Raw genomic sequence first — 15,773 nt, forward strand, 5'->3', positions numbered from 1 at the left:
GCGTGGTGGATCACCCTGGACGCCACGAAAGAGCATCAGCTTCAGAACTGGATCCGCAATTCAGGGCATCTTCAACCGTAGCAGTCCAACATTCAACTGTGAGAGGTGCATTATGAGATCGCCGTCGAGATGCCCAGTGGCCTCAGCTTGCCATTGGCCTTCGGGATAAACACTCTTCTGATAGGGTCCGGCCGGTAGGTCTCCTGCCTGAGCGCAAGCGCCAGTTCACCGAGCCACTTCTGCACCCCATACACCTCGACCTCCGCGAAGTCCTGCCGATCGACACCCGGCGCGCCCCTGTTCGAGCGGCACTGGGCGTACGCATGCGCCAGCACATCCTCGCGATAGATCTTGTCGTACAGCGCGTAGAAGCGATACCCGGCTTCTGCCTTCGCTTTCGCGTGTAACGCCATCTGCAGCTTCTGAACACGAATCGGAGTTGATAGGTTGCCCAATCTCCACGTCCTCACTACGTATTGCGTCTGTCTTGAACTGAGGCCCCTTCCCTCCACCAGCATTACACCGGCTTCAGCGGTAGTACGGGCCTCTCCGTCATCCCAAGGCGCCCGGCCTGTCCCTCACGGGCGTCCGGTTGGTCATCCCTGACCACGCCAAGGGACTTCCCGTGTTGCGTACGCTTTCCTTGTGTACATGCTGTCGCCACTACCCCGGCGCAGCGACTGGCGGCACTGCTTCGCTCATCCATCCAGTCGTATCAGCCTTCCCCGATAGGGTGTTCGGGTCGGCCTGCGCATCGACATTTTCGAGGTTTGCTCGGCGTTCACTCGCGTTACGGCCTGCACACTCGCGCTGTCACCAATTCGTGACACGCATCACCGAAGGCTTCAGCCACTTCGTTGCCTCCATAGCTGCTCCGGTTGCTTCCGGCTGGAGCGGTTGCCGGGCGGGGCTTGCACCCGCTGGAAAGCGCCACCTTTTCACGGCGCACGCCCATTTCACTCATTGCGAACCGAAAATTCAGATCGTTATTAATTAAGAATTACCTCATATCGACGCCCCGTCACTCGCCACAAAAATCCGTGAACGCAATGCCCGTTTTGACGCTTCCCAGCAAAACGGATGCGCGCCAGCCAGCGCGGGCTGAACGGGTCCGCGCCATCGCAAGCATCTTTTCCATTCCAGCAAAGCGGGTCTTGCCACAACAGATGTTTGTCCAGCCGCCGGCCGTTTCCGCGTGATTGCTGTTCTGCTCTATCCGGAGTTTTGAGGCATGAAAATAACGATTGAAATGGTGCAAACTCACTTCACGCACCATCGCGCCGTCTTGAACGAAGTCGAAAACCAGCCTGCGAAATGCGTGCCGCGACGCGCGCAACTGATGCTCGCGTGCCTGGTGCTGTCGACCGCAGCGGCAAACGCGAACGCCCAGGTGTTGGCTGGCAGTGGTTCGGTCGCCGTCGACACGACAGGCATCGCGCTCGGCAATACCGCATATTCCGGCGGTGTGGATGCGGTTGCCGCCGGCGACACCTCGACGGCATCCGGCAACAATGCGACGGCGATCGGCTCGCATGCGCGCGCAATGGCGGGTGCGTCAACCGCGCTGGGCGACACCGCCCAGGCGAACGCATTCCAGTCACTCGCGCTCGGCGCGAATTCGATGGCCACCTTCAGCAACAGCATCGCGCTGGGCTCGGGCTCGGTCACTCTGTTCGGCACGCAGATCGGCTATACGGCTTTCGGGTTGACTGCGCCGCAATCGTCTTCTGGCGAAGTCAACGTCGGCAACCGCACGATCAGTACCGTGGCGCCGGGACGCGCAGACCAGGACGCCGTCAATGTCGCGCAACTGAAGGCGGTCGCGAACAGGTTCGACGGAGAGTTGGATGTGGTCAGGAGCCGGCTCGACGACGAATCGGGCGCTGCGACAAAGCGTGCTGACGGCGCGGTGATGTACGACCGCAACCCGGACGGCACGATCGACCGCGACAGCGTCACGCTGAAAGGCGATCCGGCGAACGGCGGCACCCGCCTCCACAACGTTGCGGATGCCGTCGATGCCCACGATGCCGTCAATCTCGGTCAGCTTTCGGCGCTGCTCGACAGCGCCGTCGGCAACATCACGGTGAACACGTCGAATCCGATGTTCAGTTCCGAGGGCTCGCCTGCCACCGAGCCAGCAGTGGCCAGCGGCACGCACTCGATCGCCGCAGGCGCCAACGCGCAGGCAAGCGCCGCGAACGCGGTGGCGCTGGGCGCCGGCGCGAACGCGAGCGCGGACAATTCGGTCGCGCTCGGACAAGGCTCGGTCGCCGATCGCGCGAATACCGTGTCCGTCGGCGCGGCTGGACAGGAGCGGCAAATCACGAACGTCGCGGCGGGCGTCCAGGGCACGGATGCCGTCAACGTCAACCAGTTGAACCAGAGCGTGAGCAGCGCAGTCGGCCAGGCAAAAAGCTATACCGACGACCAGGTGCGCTCGGTCCGCAAGGACGGCTACGGCGGCGCAGCCGCGGCGATCGCGATGGCAGGCCTGCCGCAAGCGGTGCTGCCGGGTCATGGCATGGTCGCGCTCGCAGCGGGCACCTACGGCGGACAGTCGGCGATGGCCGTCGGCGTGTCGCAACTGTCGGACACGGGCAAGTGGGTGTACAAGCTCCAGGGCACAGCAAGCTCGCGCGGAGAAGTCGGCGCGTCGATCGGCGCGGGGATGCACTGGTAAGACGCGTGTCGCCTGACACGGGAGCAAACGACGAAAATCACAGGGTGTGATTTTGCCCTCATGATTTTCGTCCGCAATCGCGACGCCGCGCCGCGCGACGAACGCCCCGTTGCACACCGTCCGGCGCACTGAACGAAAAGCGCCGGACGCCGTCACCGCTGCATCGATTCCCACACCTTGTAGAGCCGCTTGACGGAAACCGGCATCGGCGTGCGCAGTTCCTGCGCGAAGAGCGACACGCGCAACTCTTCGAGCAGCCAGCGGAATTCGGCGAGCCGCGCATCGGGCACGCCGCCGCGCTGCGCGAGCGCGCGCTGGTAATGCTGCGCGAGCGGCTGCAATTCCGCGGACTGACGCGCGTCGCGCGCCGGATCGGCTTTCAGCTTGTCGATGCGCAGCGCGATGCCCTTCAGATAGCGCGGGAAATGGCTCAGCTGCGTGTACGGCGTATCGACGATAAAACGCTTGCCGATCAGCGCATCGAGCTGGTTCTGCATGTCCGCATACGGCGCGGCGAACGGCTTCGCCTGCGCCAGCTTTTTGACGACAGCCGTGTACTCGCCAAGAATCAGTCCGCCGAGGCGCGCGATCTCCTGCGCGAGCAGCGTCAGCCGGCTGCGGCCTTCGTCCTTGCGCGCGTGGAAGCTCGCGTCGTCGTCGGGCAGCGGATCTTGCAGACACGCACGATCGAGCGCCGTGTCGATCAACTGATCGCGCAGCTCTTCCTGCGTGCCGCGCGGCATGAACTGCATCGCCATTTCGCGCAAGCCCGGCAGGTTCTTTTCGAGGTACTTGATCGGCTCGCGCAACTGCAACGCGAAGAGCCGCCGCAGCCCCGCGCGATGGATGCGCGCGGCCTCGTCGGGCGAGTCGAACACTTCCACGTCGCAATGCGTGCCGCGATCGACGAGCGCCGGATAGCCGAACAGCGTCTGCCCGCCTCGGCGGATTTCGAGCAGTTCGGGCAGCTTGCCGAAATTCCACGTCGTCAGGTTTTCGTAGAGCGCAGTCGCGGATGCCGCGGCGGATTCGGCCGTCGACGGCGTGTGCGGCGCGCTCGAAGCGCTTCGCGCGGCACCGCTGTTCGTGCCACGCGAGCCGTCGCCCGTCGCGCCGCGCGCAGGCGCGCCGCCGCCCGAAGCCGCATTGGCGAGCGCCGCCCCTGCCGCGCTCGCCGCGATCTTCTGAAAATGCTGTTGCGCCTGGCCGCCGAGTTCCGCGCGCAGTTGCGCGAGGTTGCGGCCCATCGCGAGTTGACGGCCGTGCTCGTCGATGACCTTGAAGTTCATGAACAGATGCGGCGCGAGCGTTTCGAGCTTGAAGTCCGACTGCTTCATCGCGACCTGCTTCTGCTCGCGCACGTCGGCGATCAGCGCATCGAGCAGACCGCCCGTGCCGAAGCGCGTGCCGCCATGACGATCGACGAAACCCGCCGCGTACTCCGGCAACGGCACGCAGTGGCGGCGCAGCTTCTGCGGCAGCGACTTGAGCAGCAGTTGTGTCTTCTCTTTCAGCATGCCCGGCACGAGCCACTCGACGCGCCGCGCATCCACCTGGTTCAGCGCGAACAGCGGCACGGCAAGCGTCACGCCATCGCGCGGCGAACCCGGTTCGAAGTGATACGTGAGCGCCATCTCGACGCCCGACATCGTCATCCGCTTCGGGAACAGATCGGTCGTGACACCGGCCGCCTCGTGACGCATCAGATCGTCGCGCGACAGATACAGCAGACGCAGCTTGTCTTCCTGCTGCCCGCTCTTCTTCAATTCGTCGCGATACCAGCGCTCGAACGCCGCGCCCGTATAGACGCCGTTCGGAATCGCCTGATCGTAAAACGCGTAGATGAGTTCGTCGTCGACCAGCACATCCTGCCGGCGCGACTTGTGTTCCAGCTGCTCGATTTCGCCGAGCAGCTTGCGGTTGTGCGCGAAGAACGCGAGCTTCGTGTCGAACTCGCCTTCGACGAGCGCGCCGCGAATGAACAGCTCCCGCGCGTGCGCCGGGTCCTGCTTGCCGAAGCTCACGCGCCGCCGGTGATAGACGGGCAAGCCGTACAGCACCGCGCGCTCGAACGCCGACACCTGCGCGGCGCGCTTTTCCCAATGCGGCTCGGAGAGCGACTTCTTCAACAGATGCGCGCCCACGCGCTCGACCCATTCCGGCTCGATCTTCGCGATACAGCGCGCGTACAGCCGGCTCGTCTCGACCAGTTCCGCCGCCATCGCCCACTTGCCCGCCTTCTTCACGAGCGCCGAGCCCGGCCACAGATAGAACTTGATGCCGCGCGCGCCGAGATAGTACGGCTCGTCGTCGGCTTTCAGGCCGATGTTGCCGAGCAGGCCCGTCAGCAGCGCGAGGTGGATCTGCTCGAAAGTCGCGTCGCTTTCGTTCAGACGCCAGCCATGCTCGCGCACCACCGTCAGCAGTTGCGAATGCACGTCGCGCCATTCGCGCAGACGCAGATGCGACAGGAAGTTCTGCCGGCAAGCATCGGTTAGCTGCCTGTTCGACTTCTTGTGCGCGACGGCCTCTTCGAACCACGCCCAGATCTTGAGCCACTGCAGGAACTCCGAGCGCTCGTCCGCGAACTTGCGATGCGCCCGGTCCGCCTGCTCCTGCGCGTCGATCGGGCGATCGCGCGGGTCCTGCACCGACAGCGCACTCGCGATGATCAGCACTTCGCGCAGCGACTGCTGGTCGCGCGCGCCGAGAATCATCCGGCCGACGCGCGGATCGAGCGGCAAACGCCCAAGCTCGCGGCCGAGCGGGGTCAGCGCGTTGTCGTCGTCGACGGCGCCCAGCTCGTTGAGCAACTGATAGCCGTCGGCGATCGCTCGGCCCGGCGGCGGCTCGATGAACGGGAACGTTTCGATCGCCGTCAGATGCAGCGACTTCATCCGCAAGATGACGGCGGCCAGCGACGAACGCAGAATCTCGGGGTCCGTGAAACGCGGCCGGCCCGCGAAGTCGGCTTCGTCGTAGAGACGGATGCAGATGCCATCGGCGACGCGGCCGCAGCGCCCTGCCCGCTGGTTCGCGGCCGCCTGCGAGATCGACTCGACCTGCAACTGCTCGACCTTGTTGCGGTACGAGTAGCGCTTCACGCGCGCGAGGCCCGTGTCGATCACATAACGGATGCCGGGCACCGTCAGCGAGGTTTCGGCGACATTCGTCGCGAGCACGATGCGCCGCGCGTTCGACGGACGGAACACGCGCTCCTGTTCGGCTGCGGAAAGCCGCGCGAACAGTGGCAGGATTTCCGTGTGCGGCGGATGGTGCTTGCGCAGCGCCTCCGCCGCGTCGCGAATCTCGCGCTCTCCGGGCAGGAACACGAGCACGTCGCCGGGGCCTTCGCGGCACAGTTCGTCGGCGGCTTCGACGATCGCGTCCATCAGATCGCGATCCGTCTCGCGCTGCGTTCTCGGACGATCCGGCCGGTCGCTGCGCTCGCGGCCCGCGTGGCCTTCCGCCGCTTTCACAGCGGGCGAATCTTCAGCAACAGGGTGATAGCGCACTTCGACGGGATAGAGCCGTCCGCTCACTTCGATCACGGGCGCGGGCTTTTCTTCGCTGCCGAAATGGCGCGCGAAACGGTCGGCATCGATCGTCGCCGACGTCACGATCAGCTTCAGATCGGGACGCTTCGGCAAAATTTCCTTCAGATAGCCGAGCAGAAAATCGATGTTCAGGCTGCGCTCGTGCGCCTCGTCGATGATCAGCGTGTCATACGCCTTCAGCAGCGGATCGGTCTGTGTTTCCGCGAGCAGAATGCCGTCCGTCATCAGCTTGACGGAGGCGCCCGGCGCGAGATTGTCGGTGAAGCGCACCTTGTAGCCGACCACCTCGCCGAACGGCGTGCCGAGTTCCTCAGCGATGCGCCGGCCCGTCGCCGACGCCGCGATCCGGCGCGGCTGCGTGTGGCCGATCAGTCCGCGGCCGCCCGCGCCGAGCCCGCGTCCAAGCGCGAGACAGATTTTCGGCAACTGGGTCGTCTTGCCCGAACCCGTCTCGCCGCTGACGATCACGACCTGATGGCCCGCGATCGCGCGCGCGATTTCGTCGCGTCTGCCGGAAACGGGCAACGCTTCGGGGAACGTGATGGGCGGAATCGGATTCGGTTCGATGACACGCGCGGGCTTGTGCGGTTCGCGCGGACCTGTGCGCGGCTTTTCACGCGACCTTTCGGGCTGCTTTTCGCGCTGCTCCGCACGCTGCTTTTCATTCGGCTGGCCGGCGGCGTGCTTGCCGCCCTGAGCGCGCGGCTGGCCGTGCGCGCTGCTTTTTGCGCGATCGCGAGCGGCGCCTGCATCGTTCCTGGCCGTGTCACCCGACGCGGAATCGGCCGAACGCGGCGCATTCGCGGCATTCACGGAAACGTCACGACGCGAAGCCTCGCCGCGTGCGTCGCGCGGTGCGTCGTGACGGTCGCGCGGCGTCGCCTTTGCGGCGTCCTTCGCAGCAGCGTCAGCCGCGTTTTTCGTATCGGCTCCGGCGGAGCTTTTGGGTACATTCGACATGGGGGCGCATTATAATCCGGGGCATGAATTCCCAAACCGACCTCGTCCCCTCGCCCGCCAGCTCGCCAGCCTCGTCCAGCGACGCGGAAATCCTGTTGCAGCATGCGCAATTCGTCGACTGGATGCGATCGGTCGCGCCGTATATTCACGCGTTCCGAAACAAGACGTTCGTAGTCGGGTTTGGCGGCGAAGTCGTGCATCAGGGGCTGCTCAACGCGCTCGTCTCCGACATCGCGCTGTTGCAGGCAATGGGTATCCAGATCGTGCTCGTGCACGGGTCTCGTCCGCAAGTCGAAGAGCAGATGAGCCTGCACGGCGTCGAATCCGAGTTTTCGCACGGCATGCGCATCACCGATGCGCGCGCGCTCGAATCCGCGAAGGAAGCCGCGGGCGAAGTGCGTCTCGACATCGAGGCCGCGATCAGCCAGGGCTTGCCGAACACGCCGATGGCGCACGCGCACATCAGCGTAGTGTCGGGCAACTTCGTGACGGCGCGCCCGGTCGGCATTCTGGACGGGGTCGATTTCCAGCACACGGGTGTCGTGCGCAAGATCGATGCCGAGTCCATCCGTCATTCGCTCGCGAGCCGCAAGCTCGTGCTGCTGTCGCCGCTCGGCTTCTCGCCGACGGGCGAGGCGTTCAATCTGGCGATGGAAGATGTCGCGTCGGCGGCCGCGATTGCGCTGCGCGCGGACAAGATCGTGTTTCTCACGGAAACGGAAGGCCTGCTCGACGAAGAAGGCACGCTGGTCCGCGAAATGTCGCTGGACGACGCTTACCGGCTGCACGAAAGCGGCGCGGTGACGGGCGACGCCGCTTTCTATCTGAAGCACTCGATCCGCGCCTGCCGCGGCGGCGTGGCGCGCGCGCACATCATTCCATACGCGCTCGACGGCAGCCTGCTGCTGGAACTGTTCTTGCACGATGGCGTCGGCACGATGATCTCGTACGAGAACCTCGAAAGCCTGCGCGAAGCAACACCCGACGACGTCGGCGGCATTCTCACGCTGATCGAGCCGCTGGAGTCGGACGGCACGCTCGTGCGGCGCGGGCGTCACCAGATCGAGCGCGACATCGACCATTTCTCGGTGATCGAGCACGACGGCGTGCTGTTCGGCTGCGCGGCGCTGTATCCGTACCCGCAGGAGCGCATCGGCGAAATGGCATGTCTGACGGTCTCGCCCGAAGCGCAGGGCTCAGGAGACGGCGAGCGGCTCCTGAAGCGCATCGAGCAGCGCGCGCGGGCACGCGGCCTCACGCGCATCTTCGTGCTGACGACGCGCACCGAACACTGGTTCCTCAAGCGAGGCTTCGTGAAAGCCACCGTCGACGATCTGCCCGAAGATCGCCGACGGCTCTACAACTGGCAGCGCAAGTCGCTCGTGCTGATGAAACAGCTCTGAACGCTCAACATAACGCCCTATCGCGCGACGCCGTCCCCATATCGATTACAGGAGAAGCACAGCATGACTCGCATGGTTCAATGCACGAAGCTCGGCAAGGAAGCCGAAGGTCTCGATTTCCCGCCGCTGCCGGGCGAACTCGGCAAGCGGATCTACGAGAGCATTTCTAAGGAAGCGTGGCAGCAGTGGCTGAAGCAGCAGACGATGCTGATCAACGAAAACCGGCTGAACATGGCCGATCCGCGCGCGCGCCAGTATCTGATGAAGCAGACGGAGAAGTTCTTCTTCGGCGAAGGCGCCGACCAGGCTTCTGGCTACGTGCCGCCGTCGCAAGGCTGAGCGGTCGCTGCGAGCCCGACGGTACAAAAATCCGCGCTTCTGGCGCGGATTTTTTTCGTCCGTACCTGTTCGTGCCTTGCAGGCGCGCTCGCAAAAATTGAACGAAACCGTTAATCCTGCCCCACTTCCTCAGCCGCCGCCGAATTCCCGCAATCCTCCGCCCGACAACGGATTGCGCGCGCTCCCACCACCTCGCCGAATGGGCAGTTTGCGCGATCCTCGCTCATCGTGCTATCATGTGTGCCGTTCTAACAGCATTAACCCTTCATTCACGTTCAGTTCATAACCCAGCCATGCGTGCGGGGTTCGGATTGAACTGTTTTATACAAGAAGGCTTGTCGGTTGTTTCGTTGCAAGTCGCGTAAGAGAGAACTGACGCGATCCAGAGCGACGCCTCGCCGGCCTTTTTCGTTTCAAGCCTTTCAAGCGGCATGAGCGCATTGCGTGCGTGAATGTCCTCCGGTATCTGCCCCCCTGCAAGGCCACGCGGATACCACCGTTTAGCAGCAACCCCACGAGTGCAATTTCGCGACGACCTTCGCGCTGCACGGGCGTCATTTTCTCTGCGCGAGTGCCCCGCACGTTTGCGCAGTGCGCCCTTGCGCGGTCCGCGCCAGGCACGATGCCTTTGGCCGCTCGCGAAACTGTACTTCCAGCAATCCGTGGCGGAGCGCTTACGCGTTCGGCCGCAGTCATAGGAGTTTTAACCTTGACCGCTACCAGCAACGGCTTCTGGCGACACAAGTCCAAATACAACAGCCTCACCCTCGACGACATCACGGTCGTCGATAACACGCTGCTCAAGCGTGCCGTCGGCGCGATGGCGCTCGGCAACGCAATGGAATGGTTCGACTTCGGCGTGTACAGCTACATCGCCGTCACGTTGGGCAAAGTGTTCTTCCCGTCGAGCAGTCCGTCCGCGCAGCTGATCGCGACCTTCGGCACGTTTGCGGCCGCGTTTCTCGTGCGCCCGATCGGCGGCATGGTGTTCGGCCCGCTCGGCGACCGCATCGGACGCCAGCGCGTGCTCGCGATGACGATGATCATGATGGCGCTCGGCACCTTCGCGATCGGCCTGATTCCGAGCTATGGCTCGGTCGGCATTCTCGCGCCCGTGCTGCTGCTCGTCGCGCGCCTCGTGCAGGGCTTCTCGACAGGCGGCGAATATGGTGGCGCGGCCACCTTCATCGCCGAATTCTCGACGGACCGCCGACGCGGCTTCGCGGGTAGCTTCCTCGAATTCGGCACGCTGGTCGGCTATATCCTCGGCGCGGGCACGGTCGCGGTACTGACGTCCTCGCTGTCGCAGGATGCGCTGCTGTCGTGGGGCTGGCGCGTGCCGTTCTTTATCGCCGGGCCGCTGGGTCTCGTGGGCCTGTATATCCGGATGAAGCTCGAGGAGACGCCCGCGTTCAAGAAGGAAGCCGAGGCGCGTGAAGTCGAAGAGAAGTCACGTCCGAAGCAGACGTTCATGGAGCTGCTCGCGCAGCAGTGGAAGCCGCTTCTGCAGTGCGTAGGCCTCGTGCTGATCTTCAACGTCACTGACTATATGGCGCTGTCGTATCTGCCGAGCTATCTGTCGGCGACGCTGCATTTCAACGAATCGCACGGCCTGTTCCTCGTGCTGGCCGTGATGGTGCTGATGATGCCGATGACGCTCTACGCAGGCCACCTGTCGGACCGGATCGGCCGCAAGCCGGTAATGCTGCTCGGCTGCGTGGGTCTGTTCCTGCTGTCGATTCCGGCGCTGCTGCTGATCCGCACGGGCGCGGTGCTGCCGGTGTTCGGCGGGTTGCTGATTCTCGGCGCGCTGCTGTCGACGTTCACGGGCGTGATGCCGTCGTCGCTGCCCGCGCTCTTTCCGACGAAGATCCGTTATGGCGCGCTTGCGATCGGCTTCAATGTGTCGGTGTCGCTGTTCGGCGGTACGACGCCGCTCGTTGCAGCGTGGCTCGTCGATCGCACTGGCAATCTGATGATGCCCGCGTACTATCTGATGGGCGCATCGCTGATCGGTATCGTGTCGGTGATCGCGTTGCGCGAGACGGCTCGCAAGCCGCTGCTCGGCTCGGGTCCGTGCGTGGCCACGCGCGCCGAAGCGCATGCCGTGCTGCGCGGCGAACGCGAAGCCGCCGAGATCGAAGAAGCGTATGCGGCAACCGCGACGGCGCGTGCGTGACGCTTGACCGCAACGTCCGCACATCAGATGCACACAAAACGGGTCAGCTTCGGCTGACCCGTTTTTTTATGCTGTCAGCGTGTGCAGCGTGGCTTCGACGCGCGCGCCATCGATCGTCAGCATCCCGGCCGAGATCGGCAGCTTGAATCGCCGTGGCCCCGCGCTGCCGGGATTGACGTACAGCACGCCATCGCGTTCGGCGATCAGCGGCTTGTGCGAGTGCCCCGTCACGACGACGCGTACATCGTCGTCCTGCGGATTGCGCGGCACATCGGCGATATCGTGGACGACGAGAATCTTCACTTGCTGCACGACGAGCGTCGCGTGCGACGGAATCGACGTGGCCCATTCGCCCATGTCGTTGTTGCCGCGCACGAGGGTCAACGGCGCGATCTGCGCGAGCGCATCGAGCACAGCCTGATTGCAGATGTCGCCGGCATGAACGATTGCGTCGCATCCGGCGAGATGCGCCAATGCTTCGGGACGCACGAGATTATGTGTGTCCGAAATCAGGCCGATGCGGGAGGGAGGCCGGAGGCTTTGGGGCATTGCGTGTTCCTGAACCCAGGCTCAATCGAGCGCGGCAAGCGGCGCGTTCGGCTTGCGCGACATCGCGATCAGCCGCTTCGTCGCGCCCTGCACGAGTACCGACATGACTGCGCCACAAGCAAACGCGGGCAGCACACCGAGCGTCGGCAGCATCAGCGCGACGACAGCAAAGAACGCCGCGAACGACGCACGCCCGATCACCATGCCGCGCATCAACAGCGCGACGCAGCCCACGCCGTGCGCGCGTTGCGTCGAGACCGCGAGCACGATGCCGAGCAACGGAAACACCGACAGCATGCCGCTCCACGCGGCGCCCATCGATGCGGAAAGCGTCGTCACGGCGAGTGTCAGCAGTGCGCCCGCCATCATGCGCGTGACGAGATCCGCCACGCCAATACGCGCTGAGGGCACCGCACCCGCGACGCGCGGCAACCCTGCCCGCGACACGGCGACCGCAACGCACGCCGCCGCGAGCGACCACGCAAGCGTCGCCGGCAACCGTACCAGCGATGCAGCGACGACGGCCCACGCAAGCAACCCGGCGCCAAGCGCAACAGGCCAACGACACGTGCGGCAGGTCCACGCATACGTGAGGTTGAACGCCTCTGACGCGGCAATCGCCGCAATCGACGCCGCCGACGCTTGCGCCGCGAATGCCGTCCCGCGTTCGAGCGCGAGCAGCAACACGATCGGGCCCGCGACCACAGGCAGTCCCGCCAGCCAACCGGCAACCGATGGTCCCCAGGCGCGCCCCGCCATCGTCAATGCGGCGAGAAAGCCGGGCACGAGTGCGAGCTTGAGCGCGAGCAGCATCTGTTGTTCCTGTATCGGGCATTCGACGCGACCGTCGGGCGTGAGCCACGTTGCCGCGCGCAATGTAGGGAGCGCCGCCGACACCACGGCGCGTTGAGAGCGGGCACTGCATCCGGCGGATGAAACGGTGCGCGCACAAACGGCTGCACCGCAGCCGCCGATTATCCGCGATGAAGCGCGTGCGTGTCGATGATCGTCAAACGCGCCGAACCCTTACCGCTCGTGATAGATCGCGAGCCAAACAGTCCGCTCCTCGGCATGCGTCCACGCGACGCGATGCCGGCAATGCGGCTCGATCAGCACGTAATCGCCGGGCCGCATGTCGTGCAGCGTCGAGTCTTCTTCGAACTCCAGCACGGCCGCGCCCGACAGCAGCACGACCCATTCGGCGCGAGAGTCGTCGTACCAGAAGTCTTCGGGGCTCACGTGCCCCATCGACACGATCCGCTCCACGTTCAGCCGCTGCCCCGTCACGAGCACGTCGACCCGCTCTTCGCTGCCGCGCCTGATCTCGCGGTTGTCGACGCTGAACAGATTGCCGGTTCGAAGCTGCATGGCCGACCTCACTTCAAAGGCGCGAGACCGTCGAGCAGCGTCGGGATCAGTTCGCTGATCGTCGGATGGATGTGCATTGCGGATTGCAGCGTCGTGTACGGCGCGCGCGCCGTCATGATGTCGATGAACGTGTGGATTGCCTCGTCGCCGTCGACGCCCAGGATCGTCGCGCCGAGTATCTGCTTCGACTGCCTGTCGACGAGCACTTTCATGAAGCCCTGCGTCTCGCCCTTCTCGCGCGCGCGGCCGACGCGCGTCATCGGCATCGTCGCGACCAGCGCGTCGCGGCCCTCCTTGCGCACGTCGCTCTCCGACTTGCCGACGCGCGCAAGCGGCGGATCGACGAACACGGCATATGCCATGATCCGTTCGTCGACGCTGCGCTTGCCGCCATCGAAGAGATTCGCCGACACGATCTGGTAGTCGTCATAGGACGTGTGCGTGAACGCGCCGCGTCCGTTGACGTCGCCGATCGCCCAGATGCCCGGCACGCCGGTACGCAACTGACCGTCGACGGCAATCGTGCCGTGCCCGTCGACGGTGAGGCCTGCGGCATCGAGGCCGAGGTCATCGGTATTCGGGCGGCGGCCTGTCGCGAAGAGCAGATGCGACGCTTCGAGCGGCGCGGCATCGGCGCCGAAGAAGATGCGCACGCCGTCGCCGTCCGCGTGCAACGGCTCGACGCGCGACGGCTCGCCGCCGAAACGGAATTCCACGCCTTCACGCGCGAGCACGTCCTGCACGTTACGCGCAAAGTCCTCGTCCTCGCGCGTCAGCACGCGATCGCCGCGCACGATCACCGTCACGCGGCTGCCGAAACGACGGAACACCTGCGCGAATTCAAGCGCGATATAGCTGCTGCCGACGATCGCCAGATGCTCCGGCAACGTGGTCAGTTCGAGCAGCGTCGAGTTCGTGTGATAGCGGATGCGCTCGATGCCGTCGATCTGCGGAATGACGGCGCGCGTGCCCGTATTGATGAAGATGTCGTCGGCCTGCAGTTCGGCGATCGCGTTGCCGCTGGCGGGGTCGGTGATCGCGAGCGCATGCGGGCCGGTGAAGCGCGCATGCCCTTTGAAAACGGTGACGTTCTTCGTATTGCGCAGCCAATGTTCGACGCCGTCGCGCGACTGTCCGATGATCGCGTCCTTGCGCGCCTTCACTCGTGCGAGATCGACGGTGACTTCGCCGGCCACGCGCACACCGTAGTCGGCCGCATGGCGCGCGACATGCGCGGCGCGAGCGCTCGCCACATACGCCTTCGTCGGCGTGCAGCCGACGTTCACGCAAGTGCCGCCGAATTTCTCGCGCTCGATCACGGCTGTCTTGCGGCCGTTTTTGGCGAGCCGCACGGCGAGCGGCGAGCCGCCCTGTCCCGTGCCGATCACAACGGCGTCGAAGTGCTGTGGCATGGCGGATCTCCCGAAACGCGTATCGAGTCGGTCATCTTACGCCTGCCTCGCGTCATTCGAAGTGCGTGGTCGCGAATCCTTTGAAAGCCGGTCAGAGGTATTTGCCCCGCGAGCGCAGCAGCTCACGCGTCGCAGTGATGGAGCGAGCAAAGCAGTTCGCGCGAGCGTTGCAACGCGGCGCGCGCGCCCTGAGTCGCGACGACGAAGCCGGCCTGGCTCAGGTTGAAATCCACCTGCACCATGATCTGGATGAGCGACACCATCGGCAGCACCACTGCCGGGTGATAAAGCTGTCGTTCAATGATCGCTCTCATGGCCTTCTCCATCGCATGACGCCGCGTGTTGCTCGCGGCGCCGCTCTGCATACCTGTTTCGATGGATGGATTGTAGAGAGCCGATAGTTAGAGATAAATGAGCGAAACGCGAAGATAGTTGTCGCCGGATTAGAACAATCCGGGTACACGCGGCAAATCGTTGACCGGCCGCGCGCGAACGGTCATTCGAGCGGCGCGGCGGCGAATTGCGGCAGCGCTTCCGCACGCGCGGAAAACGCGGAGAGCGCGGGATAGCGTTGCGGATCGACGAGGCCCGGCAACATGTACTGCTGGAACCGCCACGCGACGGCCAACGTGATGTCCGGCTGCATCAGCCGGTCGCCGAACAGCCAGTCGTTTGCGTTGTGGCCCTCGATTGCCTTCTCCAGATGATCGTAGGCAGCGAAAAGCTGTTTCTGCACGCGCTCGATCCACGGCTGATGCTGTCGCTCGGCGGGCCGCAGATTCACTTCGTAGACGTTTTGCATCGTCTTCTCGCAAGCGGCGAGCGCGAAGCCGATCAAGCCCAGCGCCCGCGCGCGCGTGGCTGTTTCGGCGGGCATCAGGCGTTTTTCCGGCGGGCTCAGATGATCCAGATAGTCGAGAATCAGCGACGACTCGATCAGCATCGTGCCGTCGTCGGCGATGAAGGTCGGCGCCTTGACCACGGGATTGACCTTCGCGAACTCGTCGAAGTGCCGGAACACCGACACGCTGCGGTGCTCGAACGGCAAGCCGAGCACGGCGAGCGAAATGGCGACGCGTCGGACGTACGGTGAATCCATCATGCCGATCAGTAGCATCCTGCTTTCTCCGTGGTTGTTGGGGCGCGGCGCCACATACTGTAGACGAATGGTTCGCGTCTGGCCATGTCGGTCCGCCACGGGCGCGAGGCTTTACGAACGGCAGGGTGGTTCACAGCGGCTCGTAGATTTCCCCCCGCACCATCAGCGTCCCGCACGCACGGCAAATCCATCGAACTTCGTTCATGGGCGTGCGCCACAGGAAC

13 protein-coding genes are annotated in these 15,773 nt (G+C 64.6%); 4 read left to right on the forward strand and 9 right to left on the reverse strand.

Going from position 1 to position 15,773, the window contains the following annotated elements; translation table 11 throughout:
* Nucleotides 1-110: 110 nt before the first annotated feature.
* Nucleotides 111-455: a hypothetical protein gene (locus VSR68_RS37480; protein ID WP_342944579.1), complete on the reverse strand. Its 345-nt coding sequence runs from the start codon at nucleotides 453-455 to the stop codon at nucleotides 111-113.
* Nucleotides 456-1,021: 566 nt separating this feature from the next.
* Entirely contained in the window at nucleotides 1,022-1,276 is a 255-nt protein-coding gene (locus VSR68_RS37485) for a hypothetical protein (protein WP_342944580.1), read from the reverse strand.
* A gap of 9 nt (nucleotides 1,277-1,285) precedes the next feature.
* On the opposite strand from VSR68_RS37485, the gene VSR68_RS37490 reads away from it, so the two are divergent.
* The gene (locus tag VSR68_RS37490; protein WP_342944581.1) at nucleotides 1,286-2,683 is read left to right on the forward strand and encodes a YadA family autotransporter adhesin; all 1,398 of its coding nucleotides are present in this window, start codon (nucleotides 1,286-1,288) and stop codon (nucleotides 2,681-2,683) included.
* Between the two features lie 152 nt (nucleotides 2,684-2,835).
* Here the strand turns inward: VSR68_RS37490 and hrpA are convergent, their stop codons facing one another.
* Nucleotides 2,836-7,200, reverse strand: a complete 4,365-nt coding sequence (gene hrpA / locus VSR68_RS37495) for an ATP-dependent RNA helicase HrpA (RefSeq protein ID WP_342944582.1) — start codon at nucleotides 7,198-7,200, stop codon at nucleotides 2,836-2,838.
* Between the two features lie 23 nt (nucleotides 7,201-7,223).
* Between hrpA and argA the strand changes: the two genes are divergently transcribed.
* The 3 genes from argA (at nucleotide 7,224) to proP (ending at nucleotide 11,121) form a co-directional block, all read left to right on the forward strand.
* Complete coding sequence (gene argA / locus VSR68_RS37500; protein WP_342944583.1) at nucleotides 7,224-8,603, forward strand: amino-acid N-acetyltransferase; 1,380 nt, start codon at nucleotides 7,224-7,226, stop codon at nucleotides 8,601-8,603.
* Between the two features lie 63 nt (nucleotides 8,604-8,666).
* Complete coding sequence (locus VSR68_RS37505; protein ID WP_090864944.1) at nucleotides 8,667-8,942, forward strand: oxidative damage protection protein; 276 nt, start codon at nucleotides 8,667-8,669, stop codon at nucleotides 8,940-8,942.
* A 709-nt stretch (nucleotides 8,943-9,651) separates the two neighbouring features.
* Entirely contained in the window at nucleotides 9,652-11,121 is a 1,470-nt protein-coding gene (proP, locus tag VSR68_RS37510) for a glycine betaine/L-proline transporter ProP (RefSeq protein ID WP_342944584.1), read from the forward strand.
* A gap of 66 nt (nucleotides 11,122-11,187) precedes the next feature.
* On the opposite strand, the gene VSR68_RS37515 is transcribed toward proP, so the two are convergent.
* The 6 genes from VSR68_RS37515 to VSR68_RS37540 form a co-directional block, all read right to left on the reverse strand.
* The gene (locus tag VSR68_RS37515; protein ID WP_342944585.1) at nucleotides 11,188-11,670 is read right to left on the reverse strand and encodes a metallophosphoesterase family protein; all 483 of its coding nucleotides are present in this window, start codon (nucleotides 11,668-11,670) and stop codon (nucleotides 11,188-11,190) included.
* 21 nt (nucleotides 11,671-11,691) lie between these two features.
* Nucleotides 11,692-12,483 (reverse strand): hypothetical protein, encoded by a 792-nt coding sequence (locus VSR68_RS37520; RefSeq protein ID WP_342944586.1) that lies wholly within the window; start codon nucleotides 12,481-12,483, stop codon nucleotides 11,692-11,694.
* A 213-nt stretch (nucleotides 12,484-12,696) separates the two neighbouring features.
* Nucleotides 12,697-13,038 carry a cupin domain-containing protein gene (locus tag VSR68_RS37525; RefSeq protein WP_342944587.1) on the reverse strand — a complete coding sequence of 114 codons (342 nt, stop codon included), beginning with the start codon at nucleotides 13,036-13,038 and terminating at the stop codon, nucleotides 12,697-12,699.
* Between the two features lie 8 nt (nucleotides 13,039-13,046).
* On the reverse strand, nucleotides 13,047-14,450 hold the full coding sequence (locus VSR68_RS37530; RefSeq protein ID WP_342944588.1) for an FAD-containing oxidoreductase: 1,404 nt from the start codon (nucleotides 14,448-14,450) through the stop codon (nucleotides 13,047-13,049).
* Between the two features lie 122 nt (nucleotides 14,451-14,572).
* The gene (locus VSR68_RS37535; RefSeq protein ID WP_087735593.1) at nucleotides 14,573-14,764 is read right to left on the reverse strand and encodes a hypothetical protein; all 192 of its coding nucleotides are present in this window, start codon (nucleotides 14,762-14,764) and stop codon (nucleotides 14,573-14,575) included.
* Nucleotides 14,765-14,946: 182 nt separating this feature from the next.
* Nucleotides 14,947-15,567 (reverse strand): glutathione S-transferase, encoded by a 621-nt coding sequence (locus VSR68_RS37540; protein WP_342944589.1) that lies wholly within the window; start codon nucleotides 15,565-15,567, stop codon nucleotides 14,947-14,949.
* Nucleotides 15,568-15,773 lie beyond the last annotated feature (206 nt).

Source organism: Paraburkholderia phymatum, assembly GCF_038900715.1.
In the GTDB taxonomy this organism is placed as follows: Bacteria; Pseudomonadota; Gammaproteobacteria; order Burkholderiales; family Burkholderiaceae; genus Paraburkholderia; species Paraburkholderia phymatum_A.